This is a genomic window from Undibacterium sp. TJN19, from assembly GCF_049339485.1.
GTDB lineage: Bacteria > Pseudomonadota > Gammaproteobacteria > Burkholderiales > Burkholderiaceae_D > Undibacterium.
This window is the reverse complement of sequence record NZ_JBMPPL010000001.1, coordinates 1,616,709-1,635,112: the sequence shown is the minus strand read 5'-3', so window position 1 is coordinate 1,635,112 and position 18,404 is coordinate 1,616,709. Positions and strand designations below refer to the sequence as shown.

General features: G+C 52.1%; 16 protein-coding genes. 13 read left to right on the top strand and 3 right to left on the bottom strand.

What is annotated here, in order from left to right:
- Positions 1-468: 468 nt before the first annotated feature.
- From ACO0LH_RS07415 to ACO0LH_RS07380, 8 genes are all read left to right on the top strand, one after another.
- Complete coding sequence (locus ACO0LH_RS07415; protein WP_422940391.1) at positions 469-1,506, top strand: NAD(P)H-dependent flavin oxidoreductase; 1,038 nt, start codon at positions 469-471, stop codon at positions 1,504-1,506.
- Between the two features lie 35 nt (positions 1,507-1,541).
- Complete coding sequence (locus tag ACO0LH_RS07410) at positions 1,542-3,161, top strand: GMC family oxidoreductase (protein ID WP_422940390.1); 1,620 nt, start codon at positions 1,542-1,544, stop codon at positions 3,159-3,161.
- A gap of 370 nt (positions 3,162-3,531) precedes the next feature.
- On the top strand, positions 3,532-4,305 hold the full coding sequence (locus tag ACO0LH_RS07405; protein WP_422940389.1) for an ABC transporter ATP-binding protein: 774 nt from the start codon (positions 3,532-3,534) through the stop codon (positions 4,303-4,305).
- Positions 4,302-5,021 carry an ABC transporter ATP-binding protein gene (locus tag ACO0LH_RS07400; RefSeq protein WP_422940388.1) on the top strand — a complete coding sequence of 240 codons (720 nt, stop codon included), beginning with the start codon at positions 4,302-4,304 and terminating at the stop codon, positions 5,019-5,021. The genes ACO0LH_RS07405 and ACO0LH_RS07400 overlap by 4 nt, the downstream gene beginning before the upstream one ends.
- A 69-nt stretch (positions 5,022-5,090) precedes the next feature.
- Positions 5,091-6,311 (top strand): ABC transporter substrate-binding protein, encoded by a 1,221-nt coding sequence (locus ACO0LH_RS07395; protein ID WP_422940387.1) that lies wholly within the window; start codon positions 5,091-5,093, stop codon positions 6,309-6,311.
- Positions 6,312-6,622: 311 nt separating this feature from the next.
- Positions 6,623-7,507, top strand: coding sequence for a branched-chain amino acid ABC transporter permease (locus ACO0LH_RS07390; RefSeq protein ID WP_422940386.1), 885 nt, complete (start codon positions 6,623-6,625; stop codon positions 7,505-7,507).
- A 13-nt stretch (positions 7,508-7,520) separates the two neighbouring features.
- Entirely contained in the window at positions 7,521-8,501 is a 981-nt protein-coding gene (locus tag ACO0LH_RS07385) for a branched-chain amino acid ABC transporter permease (RefSeq protein ID WP_422940580.1), read from the top strand.
- Positions 8,502-8,640: 139 nt separating this feature from the next.
- Positions 8,641-9,117 carry a hypothetical protein gene (locus tag ACO0LH_RS07380; protein WP_422940385.1) on the top strand — a complete coding sequence of 159 codons (477 nt, stop codon included), beginning with the start codon at positions 8,641-8,643 and terminating at the stop codon, positions 9,115-9,117.
- A gap of 23 nt (positions 9,118-9,140) precedes the next feature.
- Here ACO0LH_RS07380 and ACO0LH_RS07375 read toward each other — a convergent pair whose 3' ends face one another.
- Together ACO0LH_RS07375 and ACO0LH_RS07370 are read right to left on the bottom strand one after the other, a co-directional pair.
- Positions 9,141-10,556 (bottom strand): heavy metal sensor histidine kinase, encoded by a 1,416-nt coding sequence (locus tag ACO0LH_RS07375; protein ID WP_422940384.1) that lies wholly within the window; start codon positions 10,554-10,556, stop codon positions 9,141-9,143.
- Positions 10,553-11,233: a heavy metal response regulator transcription factor gene (locus tag ACO0LH_RS07370; RefSeq protein WP_422940383.1), complete on the bottom strand. Its 681-nt coding sequence runs from the start codon at positions 11,231-11,233 to the stop codon at positions 10,553-10,555. Before ACO0LH_RS07370 ends, ACO0LH_RS07375 begins: the two co-directional genes overlap by 4 nt.
- Before the next feature lie 161 nt (positions 11,234-11,394).
- Here ACO0LH_RS07370 and ACO0LH_RS07365 point away from each other — a divergent pair, with 161 nt between their 5' ends.
- Together ACO0LH_RS07365 and ACO0LH_RS07360 are read left to right on the top strand one after the other, a co-directional pair.
- Positions 11,395-11,820, top strand: coding sequence for a DUF305 domain-containing protein (locus tag ACO0LH_RS07365; protein WP_422940382.1), 426 nt, complete (start codon positions 11,395-11,397; stop codon positions 11,818-11,820).
- Between the two features lie 27 nt (positions 11,821-11,847).
- On the top strand, positions 11,848-13,242 hold the full coding sequence (locus tag ACO0LH_RS07360; RefSeq protein WP_422940381.1) for a beta-propeller fold lactonase family protein: 1,395 nt from the start codon (positions 11,848-11,850) through the stop codon (positions 13,240-13,242).
- Positions 13,243-13,321: 79 nt separating this feature from the next.
- On the opposite strand, the gene ACO0LH_RS07355 is transcribed toward ACO0LH_RS07360, so the two are convergent.
- Complete coding sequence (locus tag ACO0LH_RS07355) at positions 13,322-14,479, bottom strand: iron-containing alcohol dehydrogenase (RefSeq protein ID WP_422940380.1); 1,158 nt, start codon at positions 14,477-14,479, stop codon at positions 13,322-13,324.
- Positions 14,480-14,786: 307 nt separating this feature from the next.
- On the opposite strand from ACO0LH_RS07355, the gene ACO0LH_RS07350 reads away from it, so the two are divergent.
- The 3 genes from ACO0LH_RS07350 to rsmG all read left to right on the top strand — a co-directional run bounded on the left by ACO0LH_RS07350 (position 14,787) and on the right by rsmG (position 18,395).
- On the top strand, positions 14,787-15,545 hold the full coding sequence (locus tag ACO0LH_RS07350) for a sulfite exporter TauE/SafE family protein (RefSeq protein ID WP_422940379.1): 759 nt from the start codon (positions 14,787-14,789) through the stop codon (positions 15,543-15,545).
- 217 nt (positions 15,546-15,762) lie between these two features.
- Positions 15,763-17,742, top strand: a complete 1,980-nt coding sequence (gene mnmG, locus ACO0LH_RS07345) for a tRNA uridine-5-carboxymethylaminomethyl(34) synthesis enzyme MnmG (RefSeq protein ID WP_422940378.1) — start codon at positions 15,763-15,765, stop codon at positions 17,740-17,742.
- A complete protein-coding gene (rsmG, locus tag ACO0LH_RS07340) occupies positions 17,739-18,395 on the top strand; it encodes a 16S rRNA (guanine(527)-N(7))-methyltransferase RsmG (RefSeq protein ID WP_422940377.1) in 657 nt (218 codons plus the stop codon). Before mnmG ends, rsmG begins: the two co-directional genes overlap by 4 nt.
- The last annotated feature ends 9 nt before the right edge of the window (positions 18,396-18,404 follow it).

Here is an 18,404-nt window from a genome sequence, read left to right as displayed (position 1 = left end):
GATGAGATAGGGGTTTGCCAATAAGCGATAATTAAATTAACGTCGCTCCAGCGCAGGCTGGAGCCCAGCGGCGTTCGTTGCATGCCGTGCTTTGATTCAGTTGCTTGCCCTTTGTGGACACGAGCCGGGTCTCGGCCCGGCGGCCGAGATACTTTCTTTGCTTCGCCAAAAGTAAGTATCCAAAGAAAAGGCGACCGCAGACTTGCTCCCTTCGGGAGTGCCCGTTTGTGCAATACAAAAAATGGGAAATGAAGGAAACTCGCTGCGCTCAGACAGCCTTCATTTCTGATCCATTTTCTGTACTGCACAAACGGCGGCGTCCCAAGCGGGGTGAATCAAAGGCGAAAATCAAAAGCAAAGTCAAAACCAGCAGTACAACACCATAGCTTGTTAATTTCATCTAGTATCAGTCATCGTATTGAAACTGAAAACGACCGAGTCACTCAACCAACATCAACCGGAGCCACCATGCTGACGATGCAAACCCTCTGCCCTCATCCGATTATCCAGGCGCCTATGGCGGGTGGTGCGACCACACCCGAACTGGTGGCGGCCGTGTCGAATGCCGGGGGGCTGGGGTCGCTGGCGGCGCCTTTGCTGGCACCTTTGGCAATCATCGAGCAGGCTGAGCATATCCGTCGCCTGACGGACAAACCATTTGCCATCAATCTGTTTGTGCAGACGCGGCCACAGATAGATTTTGCTGCGCTGGAATCAGCCAAGCTGTTGCTGCAAGGGGTTTGCAGGGAACTGGGCTGGGATAGCCTGCCTACGCCTACCCGCTGGTGTGAAGATTTTGAGGCACAGCTTGATGCCCTGATCACGGCGCGTCCGGCGGTAGCCAGTTTTACTTTTGATGTCTTGCATGGTAGCCAGATGCAGCGTCTGCATGATGCCGGGATTTTGGTGGTGGGTACGGCCACCAATTTGCCTGAAGCCATCGTCTGGCAAGCGATGGGGGCGGATGCCGTATGTTTGCAGGGCGTTGAAGCCGGTGGCCACCGCGGTACTTTCATCGGCGCGCAAAAAGACTCAAGCCTGGGCATTTCTGCCTTATTGGCAGCATGCCGGCCACATCTGCATATCCCTGTCATCGCGGCTGGCGGCATCATGGATGGCAAGGCAATTACCGATGCGCTGGCAGCGGGTGCTGACATGGTGCAGATGGGCTCGGCATTTTTGACGACCAGAGAATCGGGTATCAACCAGGCTTATAAACAACGCCTGCTGGAAGCAAGATCGGATACGACGCGGCAGACACGGGCTTTTTCAGGCCGGATTGCACGTGGCCTCGATAATCATTTCATGCAGGTCATGGCCGAGGTTGCCGACAAGGTACCAGCCTACCCCATACAAAATGCGCTGACCGGGGCCATACGTGCGGCGGCAGCCAAGGACAACCGTACAGAATTCATGTCGCTGTGGGTAGGCCAGGGCGTGGCTGCCAGCAGGGACTTACCGGTGGCCGAACTGATGGCCGTGCTGGTCGCTGAAATGCAAGCCTGAGTCCGGGCTTATCAGAAGAAAAAAGGAAAATAAGCATGGAAGCAGCAGGACAATTCGATTACATCGTCATCGGGGCAGGTACGGCAGGTTGCGTGCTGGCCAATCGCCTGTCGAAAAACCCTGGTCATCGTGTCTTGCTGATCGAAGCTGGTGGCAAGGATGACTATATGTGGATACATATCCCGGTAGGCTATCTGTATTGCATCAATAATCCGCGTACCGACTGGATGTTCCGTACCGAGGCAGAGGCCGGGTTGAACGGGCGCAGCCTGATTTATCCGCGCGGCAAGGTGCTGGGGGGGTCTTCATCCATCAATGGCATGATTTACATGCGCGGGCAGGAAGGCGATTACCAGCATTGGGCTAAACTGACCGGCGACGATAGCTGGTGCTGGGACAATGTCTTGCCCCTGTTTAAGAAGAGCGAAGACCATTACAACGGCAGTTCCGAGTTCCATGGCAGCGGTGGTGAATGGCGGGTGGAAAAACAACGCCTGTCGTGGGAAATCCTGGATGCTTTCCGCAATGCCGCAGCAGAAGTGGGCATCCCCAAGACCGATGACTTCAACCGTGGCGACAATGAAGGTTGTGGCTATTTCGATGTGAACCAGAAACGCGGGGTGCGCTGGAATGCGGCCAAGGCTTTTCTGAAACCGGCCGCAACACGGAGCAATCTCACCATCATGACCGGTTGCCAGGTCAGACGCTTGTGTATTGTGAATGACGAACAGGGCAAGCGTTGCAGTGGTGTCGAATTTGTCGGCGGCGGCCGCACCTGGTTTGCCGAATCAGTGAAAGAAACCGTCCTGGCTGCCGGTGCAATTGGTTCACCGCAAATCCTGCAACATTCAGGCATAGGTGATGCCGGTCATCTGCAACACGTTGGCGTGCCTGTTGTACATGATTTGCCTGGTGTCGGGGCGAATTTGCAAGACCATTTGCAGATCCGTTCATCGTTCAAAATCAATGGCGCAAAGACCCTGAACAAGATGGCAAACAGCCTGCTGGGCAAAGCACGCATAGGCCTGGAATATGCGCTGTTTCAAAGCGGACCCATGTCGATGGCACCTTCGCAACTGGGCGCCTTTACCCGCTCAGATGCCTCCCAGGTCGCGCCCAACCTGCAATACCATGTACAGCCATTGTCTCTGGAAAAGTTTGGCGATCCCTTGCATGATTTCCCTGCGTTTACGGCCAGTGTCTGTAATTTGCGCCCTACGTCACGTGGCCATGTGCGCATTGCTGACAATGATGCCTTTGCTGCTCCCAAAATCGTACCGAATTACCTGACCACGCAGGAAGACCGCAAGGTGGCTGCGGCTTCTTTGACGCTGACACGCAAAATCGTCGCTGCACCAGCTTTGCAAAAATACCGGCCTGAGGAAATGAAACCGGGCGCACAATTCATTACCGAAGAAGAACTGGCAAATGCTGCCGGTGACATAGGCACGACGATATTCCACCCCGTAGGTACCTGCAAGATGGGGCGGATGGACGACAAGATGGCTGTGGTCGACAGCGCCTTGAGAGTACGTGGTATCGCGGGTTTGCGTGTGGCAGATGCATCAGTCATGCCAACCATAACTTCTGGTAATACCAACTCACCAACAATAATGATTGCCGAGAAGGCGGCAAAGAGTATATTGGAAGGTTAACTGACGATTAAATTTTCTGCCTGGAAAGAGGCGTGCCGGTTTTGATTGGGAAAACACCTTCGAATTGCAAGGCATGTTGCGTCTGAACCTGCCCCGGTTTAGACTCGTTCGCAATCCTGAAACAGAATTTTGTACACCACATACAGTAGTTATACCGTATTGTTGAGAGAACAGTTTGCTGGTTACTATCAAAAGCTAATAAAAATTCTGGTAAATTGCCAGAACAGTTGTCGCGTTGGACCAAGAGCCACAGGACTTGAACAGAATTGCCCCGCTAAGGCGAAGCCGCACCGGAACCGTGCGGTCAAGTTGCAACATAGCGGGCTGGTTTTGCTTGAGTACCACACAAGCCAGACAATAAGGAGAAGAGATGACCGACGTCATCCTGGAGACAAAGCGCCTGACCAAAGAGTTCAAGGGCTTCACTGCTGTGAGCGAAGTTAATTTGCAGGTGCAGCGTGGGCATATCCACGCCCTGATCGGCCCTAACGGTGCCGGCAAGACCACCTGTTTCAATTTACTGACCAAATTTCTTGTCCCGACTTCGGGACAAATCCTGTTCAATGGCCGCGACATCACCTCGGCCAAACCAGCCCAGATTGCGCGACAGGGCATCATACGTTCATTCCAGATATCGGCAGTGTTCCCGCATCTGACGGTGATGGAAAACGTGCGCATAGGCCTGCAAAGAAAACTCGGCACCTCTTTCCATTTCTGGAAGAGTGAGCAGTCGCTGAACCAGCTCAATGCGCGTGCCATGGAATTGCTGGCCGAAGTTGACCTGACATCATTTGCTGATACCGTGACTGTTGATTTGCCGTATGGCCGCAAGCGCGCGCTGGAAATTGCCACCACACTGGCGATGGAACCTGAAATGATGCTGCTCGATGAACCGACGCAGGGTATGGGCCATGAAGATGTGCACCGCGTGACCGAGCTCATCAAGAAGGTGTCGGCTGGTCGCACCATCCTCATGGTGGAACACAATATGAATGTCGTGTCCGGTATTTGCGACAAGATCTCTGTCTTGCAGCGGGGTGCCATGCTGGCCGAGGGCACTTACAAAGAAGTCTCTACCAATCCCAAAGTCATGGAAGCCTATATGGGCAGCACCAGTGCTGAACTGGAAGGGGCACATGCATGAGTATGAATACTAGCCCGGCACTTGAAATCACTGGCCTGCAAGCCTGGTACGGTGAATCGCATATCCTGCATGATGTGAACCTGCAGGTGAACCAGGGTGAAGTCGTCACCATCCTTGGCCGCAACGGCGCTGGCCGTACGACCACCATGCGCGCCATCATGGGCCTGACGGGCACCCGCAAAGGCTCGATCAAGATCAACGGTCACGAGGCAATCAACCTGCCTACCTATAAGGTGGCCCATCTGGGCGTTGGTTATTGCCCGGAAGAGCGAGGGATATTTTCCTCCTTATCCACAGAAGAAAACCTGATGCTGCCGCCTTCGGTATCGACCGAGCACAAAGGTATGTCGGTGGCCGAGATCTACGAGATGTTTCCCAACTTGGCCGAGCGTAAAACCAGCCAGGGTACGCGCTTGTCAGGCGGCGAACAGCAAATGCTGGCCGTTGCGCGCATCTTGCGTACGGGTGCGCGTTTATTGCTGCTCGATGAAATATCTGAAGGCCTGGCCCCGGTCATCGTGCAGGCGCTGGCGCGCATGATCACGACTTTGAAATCCAAGGGCTATACCATCGTCATGGTGGAACAGAATTTCCGCTTTGCTGCTCCGCTGGCGGACAGGTTTTATGTGATGGAGCATGGGCAGATCGTTGAAACCTTTGCTGCCGCACAGTTGCAGGAAAAAATGCCGGTCTTGAATGAGTTGTTGGGTGTGTAGGTAAACTGAGCAAAACTGCTTTGCCGTCCTGGTGATGCAGATTAGATAATAAGTGATTGGAGAAGACGCATGAAAGCAAAATTCGCAAAAATTAAAGTAGCAAGTCTCGCTGTATCTGCCGCATTGGCTGGCTTTGCCCTTAATGCAAATGCGCAGATTTCTGGTGACGTAGTCAAAATCGGTTTCATCACTGATATTTCTGGTTTGTATTCTGATATCGACGGCAAAGGCGGTGCAGAAGCCATACGCATGGCGATTGCCGACTTTGGCGGTACTGTCCTGGGTAAAAAAATCGAATTGGTTACCGCTGATCATCAAAACAAGGCTGATATTGCTTCTGCCAAAGCGCAGGAATGGTTTGACCGTGACGGCGTTGATATGTTGATAGGCGGTACCAATTCAGGTACGTCTTTGTCCATGTCTAAAGTGGCTAATGAAAAGAAGAAAGTCTTTATCTCCATCGGTGCTGGCTCTGCCCGCCTGACCAATGAAGAATGCACCCCACATACTGTTCACTATGCTTATGACACGGTGGCATTGGCCAAAGGCACAGGTTCTGCCGTCGTCAAGCAAGGTGGTAAAAGCTGGTATTTCCTGACTGCCGATTATGCGTTTGGCGCATCCCTGGAAAGTGATACGGCCAATGTTGTCAAAGCCAATGGCGGTACAGTTGCAGGTTCAGTCAAACATCCATTGTCGGCATCTGATTTTTCTTCCTTCCTGTTGCAGGCACAAGCTTCCAAAGCACAAATCCTGGGCCTGGCCAATGCCGGTGGCGACACCATCAATGCGGTCAAAGCCGCCAATGAATTTGGCGTCACCAAGACCATGAAGCTGGCAGGTTTGCTGATGTTTATCAATGACATCCACTCACTGGGCCTGAACGCCACGCAAGGCATGTACCTGACTGACAGCTGGTACTGGAACCAGAATGAAGAGGCGCGCAAATGGTCACGCCGTTACTTCGAAAAAATGAAGAAGATGCCTTCCAGCCTGCAAGCGGCTGATTATTCTGCAACGCTGACTTACCTCAATGCCGTCAAGGCTGCCGGTAGCGATGACACTGCAAAAGTCATGGAAAAACTGAAGAGCATGAAGATCAATGACATCTATGCCAAAAACGGTTATGTCCGCGGCGATGGCAGCATGATCCATGATATGTATCTGATGCAGGTGAAAACCAGCGCTGAATCGAAAGAGCCATGGGATTATTACAAAGTGGCGCAGACGATTCCGGGTGAACAGGCCTTCACAACAAAATCCGAATCCAAGTGTGCCCTTTGGAAATAATTGAAATCCAATTCTCGGGCGCATAGCGGCGTTGCAAAGCCTCGCAATACTTTCGTATTGCTATGTTTTGCGCCTTGCTCTGCATCCCGATAATTGAATTTCAAAATCGCCGTTGTTTTAGCTACGTGAAGCATCGTTTAAAAACGATGCTTCAACTGTGTAAAAAGTAGAAACCATCTTATTGAGAGACGTCAGGATTTGATGAGAATGTGGTTAAGGAGGAGTCGGATTTTCTCTTTGCTTTTCTCTATGATTCCATGTCTCTGTGTTGAGAGGTCTTCGCCTTTCCATCCATTTTTATTTAGCGTGCCATGGAAATATTTGGTATTCCGCTGCAAGCGATGCTGAGCCAGCTTTTGCTGGGCTTGGTCAACGGCTCGTTTTACGCGATGCTGTCTCTGGGGCTGGCCGTGATTTTTGGCTTGCTCAATGTGATTAACTTTGCCCATGGTGCCCTGTATATGATGGGTGCCTTCCTTGCGTGGATGGGCATGAATTATTTTGGCGTCAATTACTGGGTCATGCTGCTCGCCGCGCCTTTGCTGGTGGGCTTGTTTGGCATCATCATAGAAAAGACCATGCTGCGCTGGCTGTACAAGCTGGATCATCTGTATGGGTTGTTGCTGACTTTCGGTATTACTTTGCTGCTGGAAGGTGTGTTCCGTTCCATTTATGGTGTATCCGGCCAGCCTTATCAGGTGCCGGAAGCATTGACAGGGGCGACCAATCTGGGCTTCATGATCTTGCCAAATTACCGCGCCTGGGTTGTGGTGGCTTCTTTGGTGGTGTGCTTTGCCACTTGGTTCGTCATCGAAAAAACCAAGCTTGGTGCTTACCTGCGTGCCGGTACTGAAAACCCCAAACTGGTCGAAGCCTTTGGTGTCAATGTACCGCTGATGGTCACGCTGACTTATGGCTTTGGTGTGGCACTGGCCGCCTTTGCCGGCGTGCTGGCAGCGCCTGTCATACAGGTGTCACCACTGATGGGTTCCAACCTGATTATCACGGTGTTTGCGGTGGTGGTGATAGGCGGCATGGGCTCTATCCTGGGTTCGATTTTGACAGGTCTGGGCCTGGGTATTATCGAAGGCCTGACGCGGGTGTTTTATCCTGAGCTGTCGGCCACCGTGGTTTTTATCGTCATGACTATTGTGCTCATGATCCGCCCTGCCGGTCTGTTCGGTAAAGAAAAATAAGGGAGCACCCATGATGAATAAAAAAGTCGGATACGGTATCGCTTTTGCGTTGTTGCTGGCAGCACCGTTTGTCGTGTATCCAGTGTTCCTGATGAAGTTATTGTGTTTCGCCCTGTTTGCCTGTGCCTTCAATTTACTCATCGGTTTTACCGGCCTGCTGTCGTTTGGCCATGCAGCGTTTTTCGGCGGTGCCGGTTATATCACCGGCTGGGTATTGCGTGACGCTGGCTTGCCAACCGAACTAGGTATTTTGTTTGGCGTGGGGGCGGCGGCTCTAATTGGTTTGTTGATGGGCTTGCTGGCGATACGGCGTCAGGGTATTTACTTCACCATGATTACACTGGCGCTGGCGCAGATGCTGTATTTTGTGTTTTTACAGGCCAAGTTCACCGGTGGCGAAGATGGCTTGCAAGGCATACCGCGTGGCAAGCTGTTGGGCATGATAGATCTGACAGTAGACTTGAACCTGTATTACTTGGTGCTGGCCATTGCCATTGCCGGTTTCGCCATCATCATGCGCACGGTGCAATCGCCGTTCGGCCAGGTATTGAAGGCGGTCAAAGAAAATGAACCACGCGCCATCTCGCTCGGTTATGACGTTGATAAATACAAATTGCTCGCCTTTGTTTTGTCTGCAGCCATCGCTGGCTTGGCAGGTGCCACCAAAACGCTGATATTCAGCTCAGAGACGCTGACGGATGCGCACTGGTCCATGTCAGGCCTGGTGGTCTTGATGACCTTGGTGGGCGGTCTGGGCACGCTGGTGGGCCCGATAGTTGGCGCTGTCATCATCATCGCCCTGGAAAACAAACTCGGTGACCTGGGCAACCTGCTGGCGAATGTGACGACGGTGGAATGGTTCCGCACTATCGGCGATTCCGTCACCATTGTTACCGGCCTGATTTTCATCGTCTGTGTACTGGCTTTCCGCCGCGGTATTGTAGGTGAATTGATGGCTTATGTGGAACGCTCTGGAAAGACCAAGACAGGTTAGGGTATAAACATGCTCTGCTTGAAGACAGCCTCGCGAAGAAATTCGCGGGGCTTTTTTTATGCAAGGGTGACAGGAAATGATTCGTCGTTCATTATCTGCTTTGCCAACATAATATATTCAACATATAGAAAACCAATTCGTGAAAAAATTACTGTGCCTCTTGTTTGCCTTTCCCGCATTGCATGCCCATGCAGAAACCTCACCCTTTGAACAAGTATTCGATGCCATCAGCAACCCCAGGGTTTTCGATATGTCGTTCAGCAAAATTCTGGCGCCGCTGAATGGTTTGTGCAAGAAAAGTACACGTACCGGTGTTGACCTGATTAAAAATGGTAACGTTGAATGCACTAAAAATACCGATGTCGAGAGCCTGACAATTTCAGGTAGTGAGACGCCAACGGTCAGTATGATACAGGCGAGTTTTACTGGTGCCGACAAGTGTGAGGCAATGAAAAAAATCCTGGTCGAGCGTTTTGGCAAGCCGGGCAAGACAAGTGGTGCATGCGATGTGAGCTGGAATTTGAAGCCCTTGAAAAAAGGCGGGCCAAGGCGCGTAGCAGGCATCGAAGCCGCCAAAGACAAGATTTATTTTTCTTATGCTGAAGAGCAAGGCTAGTTGCCTGAAGCCATAGCCATACTTCATTTGCTGACGCCCTTGTCTGGAAACGACAGGGTAAAACAGAGGGTATTTTCCTGCGTCAGATAGGTCACATCGGCCGCACCATGATGCAGATGCACGATGGCACGCACGATGGACAGGCCCAGGCCGTTCGATTCCGTGTAGGCACTGCGTGATGCATCGCCGCGATAAAAGCGATCGAACATGCGGTCTGTATCGGGTGGCTGTGGTGCCTCACATTGATTGATGACAGAGATCGCCGCAACCCCTTCATTTTGGCCGCTGATCAGCTGGATTGCCGTACCGGATTTGCCATAGCGTATGGCATTCAATACCAGGTTATTGACAGCGCGACGCCACATGATGAGGTTGGCAAAGATGCTGCCATTTGCCGTGACTTCAAAGCGCATCTGTTTTTCTTCCGCCAGTGGTTCAAAATAGTCGGCGATCTTTTCCAGCTCAGCCGCCATATCAATTTCTACCCGGTCTGCGACCACTGTGTCCTGGTCGGCATTGGCGAGAAACAGGATGTTTTCTATGATGCGTGCCATGCGGGATAATTCTTCCACATTCGATTCCAGTACCTGCTCATATTCAGTCGCACTTCTGGCCTGGCGCAGGGCGACTTGCGACTGACCCATCATGATGTTGACGGGCGTACGCACTTCGTGAGCGAGGTCGGCAGAAAACTGGTTCAGATGCTGGTAGCCTTTTTCCAGCCTGTCGAGCATGGCATCAAACGCCTCAGTCAGTGAGCGTAATTCCGGCGGGGCGTCTTGCATGCCAAAGCGCACCGACAATTTTGCCGGGGTAATTTCTGCTGCTTTGTCATGCATGAGTTGGATGGGCCGCAGACCACGGCGAAGGATGATGAAAGCCAGTGCCGTGGTCAGCAGGGCGGTGAGGGCGACTGCGGCCATGACGCGGTACAGATAGGTGGACAGGACCCTGGATTCCTGGGTCATGACGTAGGCTGCCGTGATCTCTATCTCATCCTTGTTGCTACCCAGCCTGGCCAGCGCGCTTACCCAGCGCACACGCACGCCATTGTCGGATTGCCCGGTATGCAGTGCATCGATGCTGATGGCTGTTCCTACCGGCACCGCAGGCATGGCGGGTGGGGGCAGCTTGCCGGGGTTCACCTGTATAAACGGCGCGTCACCAACACGTTTGAAAATGCGCACGTCTTGTTCATTGCCTAGCATGCTTTCAAACAAGCCCGGACGTTCTTCCATCTGCTGGATGTCGTACAGGTCATGGAAGAGATTGCGGAAATGTTCCACCCTGCCTATCAGGGTATAGTCAGCGCGCATCTCCATCGCCTGCCTTACCGACGCATACAGGTAGAAACCCAGTCCGGCCATGACCAGACAGGCCACCAGGCCAAACAGCGCAGCGACGCGGTAGCGCAGTTCCCAGTTGTTCCAGAATCTCATGGCTGGTCCGAAAACATATAGCCTACGCTGCGCACGGTATGGATGAGTTTTTGTTCAAAGGGCGCATCAATTTTTGCACGCAGGCGTTTCACGGCCACATCGACGACATTGGTGTCGCTGTCAAAATTCATGTCCCATACCTGGGATGCGATAACGGAGCGGGACAGGGCTTCACCCTGTCGTTTGATGAGCAAATGCAGCAGCATGAATTCTTTTTTTGTCAGCACGATCTGCACGCCCTGCCGTGTGACCCTGTGTTTGATCGCATCAAATTGCAGGTCACCGATCTGGAACATATCTGCATCACGGGTGTCACGGGTAACGCCGCGACGCAGTATGGTGCGCACGCGCAATAACAGTTCTGCAAATGAAAATGGTTTGACGAGGTAATCATCGGCACCCAGTTGCAGGCCTTTAATCTTGTCGTCGAGACGGTCTTTCGCGGTCAGGAAAATTACCGGCACATCACGCCTGGCACGCAGCGCGCTGAGCAAGGTCCAGCCATCCATGCCCGGCATCATGACGTCAAGGATAATCAGCTCATGCTCACCTTCCAGTGCCAGGTGCAATCCATCTATGCCATTGCGGGCGAGGTCAACGGCATAGCCGGATTCCTGAAAACCTTTCTTCAGGTAGTCACCGGTTTTTTGATCATCTTCAATGACGAGTAGGGTCATTTGTCGTCCTGTTATTGCTGCTGCACACAAATCATGAAAATGATTTTACCTCCTGACCCTGCATTTCAGGATGACAAATTTGTCATCCAAAAGACATGAGAAGTTCAGCATCTGCCTTTTAAGATGCGGGGACAGTTTTCCATCATTGAGAGGGGTTTTTCATGCGTAGTTGCAATTCCAGCTTCTTATGGCATTTGGCAGTAGCGCTTAGTCTCGGCCTGTCCGCTGCTGTGACCAGCGCCCAGGAAGCACATCACCACCACGGTAATGCCACGACATCAGGCCCGCCACCAGTGTTTGTCGCCAGCACAGCAAAGCCCTTCGCCAAGCTGATGGATGATGCCATGGCCGTCATGGATGACGGCATGCAGCGCGCCTATATGAACGGTGTTTCGGAACATGATTTCATCACGATGATGATCCCGCATCACCAGGGTGCGGTGGATATGGCTAAAGGGATGCTGCTGTACACCACAGACCCGGAAATCCGCAATCTGGCGCTTGGCATCATTACGGAACAGCAAAACGAAATCCGCCTCATGCAAGCCTGGCTGAAACATCACGCTGATGATTCAGAGAAAAAATAAATCCTTCCCTCACGAAAAATGAATTTCATGAAAAAATCTTCTTATCTACTGGCTGCCGCTGCAATGGGTTTGCTTTTGCCATCTGCACAGGCCCTGCCGCCACCACAAGACCGTGTCTACACAGCAGATCAGAACAGCAATACGGTGTCTGTATTCAATCCCGCCACGAATACCCTGGTTGGGCAGATACGCCTTGGCAATGCGCGCCCCGATGTGCTGTCTCCCTTGTACAAAGGGCAGATCAATGTGCATGGTCTGGGTTTTTCGCCTGACCATAAAACCTTGCTGGCAATTTCGAATGGTTCGAATGCGGTGAGTTTTATCGACACTGCCACCAATAAAGTCAAAGGCACGACTTATGTTGGCCGTTCGCCACATGAAGGTTTTTTCAGCGCCGATGGCAAAGAGGTCTGGGTGGTGGTGCGTGGCGAAGATTACGTGTCTGTGATTGATCCCATCAGCTTCAAGGAAACCCGCCGTATACAGACTGGTCTGGGGCCAGGCATGGTGCAGTTTCATCCTGATGGCAAACTGGCTTTTGTGGTTTCCAGTTTTACGGCGGCTGTCGATGTGGTGGATGTCAGGTCGCATGAGGTAATAAAAAAGATTCCTGTCGTCAGCCCGTTTTCACCGTTCCTGCAATTCACGCCAGACGGGCGGGAAATGTGGATGACGCATAAGGATGTCGGCAAGGTCACACGCATTGATACACGTACCCTGGAAGTCATTGGCGTGTTTGATACCGGCTTTATCACTAACCACATTGCCTTTGCCAAAGTCGGTGGCAGAGTTGTGGCCTATGTCAGCATAGGTGGCGAGAATGTGGTCAAGGTTTATACCACGGACAAGAATACAGAATTGCTGGCGACAATTGCTACCGGCGCTTTGCCGCATGGCATCTGGACTTCTGATGACAGCAGTCGTGTGTATGTTGGTCTCGAAAATGGCGATGGGGTGGAAGTCATCGATACCGCCAGCAACAAGGTGCTTGCCCATATGGGGGGCGGCCAAGCACCGCAGGCGCTGGTGTATTTGTCGCATGTGGTGGAAAGCGGCGACGGCAGCGCCAATCTGTTAGCGCGTGGCAATGGCGAGCCCAGCAATATCCGTTTGCAGCCCGTCAAGGGTGATGCCCGTGGTTTTGTGGTCTTGCGTAATCTGGGTGTGGTCGATGCGCTGGAAGTGTCGCTGTTCAAGCTGAAGCCGGGCACGACTTATAGCGTGTATGTGAATGGGCAGGCGAGTGTGAGTGGTGTCTTCAGGACGGATGCGAAGGGCGCGGTGAATGGCACGATGATAGGGCCAGTCAGGGAGTTGGTTGCGCCTGAGGGAAAAAGTGCAGGCACCATTAATCATATCGTAGTGATGGAAGGTGGTGCTCCTGTAGATCAGGCGAATGCGGTACTGGTTGATTCTATCTGATGCTTATTTGACGCTTATTTGACGCTGTGACCAGATGCCGCCCATGCAGCATCTGGCTTTATTCTGACCTTATTTCTCTCTACAGGGCTGCTGCGTAAATTGCCCTGGCGTCTTCCTTCGTCACTTCACGTGGATTATTCCCCAGCAGGCGCGTTTGCAGCATGGCGTCGCTGGCGAGCTGATCCAGGTCTTTCTCGGTGATGCCTACCTGGCTCAGGCGTGTTTCTATGCCTACTCTTACTGCCAGGTCTTCCATGGCCTTGATCATGGCGTGGCAACGCTGTTCTGCCGTGCCTGACGCATCTGGTGCGATGATGGTGGCCAGTTCGGCATACAGGTCTGCTGCATGGCTGGCATTGAAACGCAGCACGTGTGGCAAAACCAGAGAGTTCGACAGACCATGCGGCACATGAAAGATGCCGCCTACCGGATAGGCCAGTGCATGCACCGCAGCACAGGGCGCATTGGCAAAGGACTGGCCGGCCAGCATGGCACCCAGCAACATCGCCTGCCTTGCCGCCAGATTATTACCATTGGTACAGGCTTCATCGATGTTGTTCCAGAGTAACTTTAACGCTTGTACCGCCAGCATGTCCGACAGCGGGTTCTTTTTGTGCCTGGTCGTATACGCTTCTATCGCATGTACCATGGCATCAATGCCGGTGGCGGCAGTGACTTTGGGGGGCAGGCCTGTTGTCAGTTGCGCATCAAGGATGGCGATGTCGGCATACAGTTGTGGTGCGACCACGCCCATCTTGGTAGTGGCACCGGTGGTGACGATGGAGATGGGCGTGACTTCTGATCCGGTACCAGCCGTGGTTGGTATTTGTATCAACGGCAGGCGCTTGCCTTTGACATTGCCTATGCCATACATGGTGGACAGGCTCTGGTCGCTGCCCGCCAGGATGGCAATGAGTTTGGCCACGTCCATGGAGCTGCCGCCACCCAGGCCAACGACCAGTTCTACCTGCAAGCCACGGGCATTGTCCACCGCTTGCAAGACGACTGCTTCTGGCGGATCAGCAATCACGTCTGAGAAAATGCTGACTTTGAGTTGTTCCGTTTCCAGGCTATCAATGACAGGCTGCACCAGGCCGGTACGCAGAAAACCAGCATCGGTCACCAGCAAGACATGCTGAATGCCTGAGAATTGTTGCGTAATAATTTTACCCAGGCGTGCTGCTGCACCGGTTTCATTGATCAGGCTGGGGACGGTCCTAAATTCAAAATCATTCATTTTTCGTTTTCCAAGTTTGCCAATCGTTCTGTATTGTCGAGCGTGTTCCATGCCTACTATAAGCGAAAATTCCGCGGGCTGGTTTTTCAGGTGTTTGTGTCGGAGACAGTCGGGGGTAAAAGACTGAACCATCTGTTTTGTGCAAACCTTCAAGAGCTGTATCTTGTGTTTGCCATGCCTCGTGGGATAAGGTGAGGGTGCATGATGAGCGGCTTTATTGTAGCAGTGCCTTTGCTCCTGCGCGACCTTCCTGCTTTTTATCTGTCAGCCAAAAAAATCAAGTAAAACAAACTCTATAAGACAAGCAATGGACATTTTTCTTTTAGCCCTGGCCGCACTTTTTGCCGGCTTTGTTGATTCTATCGTCGGTGGTGGTGGCTTGGTACAAGTGCCAGCCCTGTTCTCTTTCTTGCCAGGCACAGCGCCAGCAACCTTGCTGGGCACGAACAAATTTGCCGGTATCTGGGGTACTACAGTCGCGGCGAGGAACTATCTGCGTACCGTGAAGTTGCGCTGGGGAATGGTCGTGCCAGCGGCGGTAATGGCATTTTTGTTTTCCTTTGCGGGTGCCTATATGGTGACGCACATCCCACCCACTTATCTACGCAAGGCCCTGCCCTTTATATTGCTGGGCGTAGCGATCTATACCTTTAAAAAGAAAGAGTTCGGTGCAAGCAATGTACCGGTATTTGCAGGTAAGCGTGAAACGCAGATGGCAATGCTGGTGGGTGCAGGGATAGGTTTCTATGATGGTTTTTTTGGCCCTGGTACAGGCAGCTTCTTCATGTTCTTGTTTGTCCGTATCTTTGGGTATGATTTTTTACGGGCCTCAGCTGTGGCGAAAGTGTTGAACGTGGCCTGTAATGCAGCTGCTCTTGCATGGTTTGGTTATAGTGGGCACGTGATCTGGATGCTGGGTTTACTGATGGCAATATGCGGCATTGCTGGTTCTCTACTAGGTAGTCATTTGGCAATTAAACATGGGACTTCATTCGTTCGAAAGATGTTTCTGGGCGTGGTAGTGGCACTGATATGCAAGACTTCCTATGATGCATTTTTGAAGTAACAGGCTGTAGTTTGGCAATTGTTTCACGTGAAACAGTGCATGTAGGATCAGCAGGGAAGGCTTGGCCTTCCCTTTTTTATTTTATGGTGGTGTTTCACGTGAAACAATTTAACGAATGTTTTGCCAAATAAGAAGAGAATCTTTAGCGGGCTAAAGGTTTACTTCCCAAAACAAACTATAATCGTGCCTCCCAGATCCAAGTTGTCAGAAGCTAGCCATGTTTTATCCAAAAGAATTCGATGTCATCGTCGTCGGCGGTGGTCACGCCGGTACTGAAGCCGCCCTTGCCGCTGCACGCATGGGGCAATCTACCCTATTGTTAAGCCATAATATCGAGACCCTTGGTCAGATGTCCTGCAATCCGTCGATAGGCGGTATAGGCAAGGGGCACCTGGTAAAGGAGGTCGATGCGATGGGTGGTGCGATGGCGATTGCTACAGATGAGGCTGGTATACAGTTTCGCATATTGAATTCCTCCAAAGGCCCGGCAGTGCGAGCCACTCGCGCTCAGGCTGACCGCATCCTGTACAAGCAGGCCATACGCAGCCGCCTGGAAAATCAGCCTAACTTATGGCTATTCCAGCAGGCCGTCGATGATTTGCTGGTCGAAGGTAACCGTGTTATTGGTGCGGTGACCCAGGTCGGTATCAAGTTCCGCGCCCGTGCCGTAGTGCTGACAGCAGGTACTTTTCTGGATGGGAAGATCCATGTTGGTCTGAATAATTATTCCGCTGGCAGGGCAGGTGACCCGCCAGCAATATCCCTGTCTGCCCGTTTGAAAGAACTCGCTTTGCCACAGGGACGTTTGAAAACAGGTACGCCACCTCGTATTGATGGCCGCAGCATCGATTTCTCATTGATGCAGGAACAGCCAGGTGATCTTGATCCAGTGCCCGTCTTCTCGTATATGGGTAACACCAGCATGCACCCAAGGCAGGTGCCATGCTGGATTACGCATACGAATGAAAAAACGCACGACATCATCCGTGCCGGCCTGGACCGCAGCCCCATGTACACAGGTGTTATCGAAGGGGTAGGGCCACGCTATTGCCCGTCGATAGAAGACAAGATACACCGCTTCGCCAGCAAGGAGTCACATCAGATCTTCCTGGAGCCTGAAGGCCTGACCACGAATGAGTTCTACCCCAACGGTATCTCTACCAGCCTGCCATTCGATGTGCAGCTGGATCTGGTGCGTTCCATGCGCGGTATGGAAAACGCCTACATCCTGCGTCCTGGCTATGCAATTGAATATGATTACTTTGATCCGCGCGGTTTGAAGTCTTCGCTGGAAACCCGTCAGATAGAGGGTCTGTTCTTTGCAGGCCAGATCAACGGCACGACAGGTTACGAAGAAGCCGCAGCCCAGGGGATGCTGGCAGGCTTGAATGCCGCTTTGCAAACGCAGGGTAAGTCAGCCTGGGTGCCACGCCGTGACGAAGCTTATCTGGGTGTGCTGGTGGATGACCTTATTACCAAGGGTGTGCAAGAGCCTTACCGTATGTTCACCAGCCGTGCCGAATTCCGTCTCAGCCTGCGTGAAGACAATGCCGATATGCGCCTGACCGAGATAGGCCGTCAGCTGGGTTGCGTCAGTGATGCACAATGGCAGCAGTTTGAAGAAAAGCGTGAAAGTGTTTCACGTGAAATGGAAAGACTGCGCTCTACCTGGGTTAATCCGCGCATACTCGCAGATGTCGAAGCAGAGCGTGTTGTCGGCAAGGCGCTAGAGCGTGAATATTCTCTCGCTGATTTATTGCGTCGTCCGCAAGTCACGTATGAAAGCCTGATGAGCTTGCATGGGGTCGAAGGGCAGGCACTGGCTGGTCCGGGTGTAGCAGACCCCGCAGTGCGTGAGCAGGTAGAGATACAGGTTAAATATGCTGGTTACATCGACAGGCAGGCCAAAGAGGTAGAGCGCCATGTGCACTTTGAAAACCTCAAGATGCCAGTCGGTTTTGACTATATGGAAGTCAATGGTTTGTCGATAGAGGTCAGGCAAAAGCTGAACAAGCATCAGCCAGAAAGCCTGGGCCAGTGTGGCCGTATTTCGGGCGTGACACCTGCTGCTATCTCCCTGCTATTGGTACACCTGAAAAAACGCGGCTTTAAAGAATTCATTATTAACAGCGATGCATTAATAGAGGTGGATGCAGATGTAGTTACAGAGGCCGCTGCTGAAGGTGGTGCAGTATGAGCCATGTCGATAGTGCTGCATTAAAACCAGTCTTGAAATCAGGTATCGAAGAATTAGGCCTGGATATCTCGGATGCCCAGCTTGAGCAGATGCTTGCTTATTTAACATTGTTGTCAAAATGGAACTCTGTGTATAACCTGACGGCAATCCGCGACCCTAAAGAAATGGTGAAGCAGCATTTGCTGGATTCCCTGTCTGCCGCACCCGCATTCAAAGAGGCAAAAAATGTGCTGGATGTGGGAGCAGGTGGCGGCTTGCCAGGCATGATGCTGGCGATTACTTATCCACAGCTTAAAGTGGCGATGATAGATACAGTAAGCAAGAAGACTGCTTTTCTGAACCAGGCCAAGACTGAACTGGGCCTGAAAAATGTGACAGTACATACAGGCAGGGTGGAAGCCTTGCAGGTCAAAGATAAATTTGACGTGATTACTTCCAGGGCTTTTTCCGACCTCAGCAATTTCATCAACTGGTCTGGCCATTTGTTGGCAGAGGATGGGCAATTCATCGCCATGAAAGGTGTTGCCCCGAATCAGGAAATCGATAGTATGCCAGCTGGCTGGCAGGTAGAAAAATTGCAGCCTTTGACGGTGCCTGGCTTGCAGGCCGAACGTCACCTGGTCTTTATCAAGAAAACTCCGGCCCCGGCTTGAATTAACAGA

Bases quoted from the DNA above. Each gene is read 5' to 3' on its own strand.
- ACO0LH_RS07415 (WP_422940391.1), top strand. From the start codon at position 469: ATGCTGACGATGCAAACCCTCTGCCCTCATCCGATTATCCAGGCGCCT.
- ACO0LH_RS07410 (WP_422940390.1), top strand. From the start codon at position 1,542: ATGGAAGCAGCAGGACAATTCGATTACATCGTCATCGGGGCAGGTACG.
- ACO0LH_RS07405 (WP_422940389.1), top strand. From the start codon at position 3,532: ATGACCGACGTCATCCTGGAGACAAAGCGCCTGACCAAAGAGTTCAAG.
- ACO0LH_RS07400 (WP_422940388.1), top strand. From the start codon at position 4,302: ATGAGTATGAATACTAGCCCGGCACTTGAAATCACTGGCCTGCAAGCC.
- ACO0LH_RS07395 (WP_422940387.1), top strand. From the start codon at position 5,091: ATGAAAGCAAAATTCGCAAAAATTAAAGTAGCAAGTCTCGCTGTATCT.
- ACO0LH_RS07390 (WP_422940386.1), top strand. From the start codon at position 6,623: ATGGAAATATTTGGTATTCCGCTGCAAGCGATGCTGAGCCAGCTTTTG.
- ACO0LH_RS07385 (WP_422940580.1), top strand. From the start codon at position 7,521: ATGAATAAAAAAGTCGGATACGGTATCGCTTTTGCGTTGTTGCTGGCA.
- ACO0LH_RS07375 (WP_422940384.1), bottom strand. From the start codon at position 10,556: ATGAGATTCTGGAACAACTGGGAACTGCGCTACCGCGTCGCTGCGCTG.
- ACO0LH_RS07370 (WP_422940383.1), bottom strand. From the start codon at position 11,233: ATGACCCTACTCGTCATTGAAGATGATCAAAAAACCGGTGACTACCTG.
- ACO0LH_RS07365 (WP_422940382.1), top strand. From the start codon at position 11,395: ATGCGTAGTTGCAATTCCAGCTTCTTATGGCATTTGGCAGTAGCGCTT.
- ACO0LH_RS07360 (WP_422940381.1), top strand. From the start codon at position 11,848: ATGAAAAAATCTTCTTATCTACTGGCTGCCGCTGCAATGGGTTTGCTT.
- ACO0LH_RS07355 (WP_422940380.1), bottom strand. From the start codon at position 14,479: ATGAATGATTTTGAATTTAGGACCGTCCCCAGCCTGATCAATGAAACC.
- ACO0LH_RS07350 (WP_422940379.1), top strand. From the start codon at position 14,787: ATGGACATTTTTCTTTTAGCCCTGGCCGCACTTTTTGCCGGCTTTGTT.
- mnmG (WP_422940378.1), top strand. From the start codon at position 15,763: ATGTTTTATCCAAAAGAATTCGATGTCATCGTCGTCGGCGGTGGTCAC.
- rsmG (WP_422940377.1), top strand. From the start codon at position 17,739: ATGAGCCATGTCGATAGTGCTGCATTAAAACCAGTCTTGAAATCAGGT.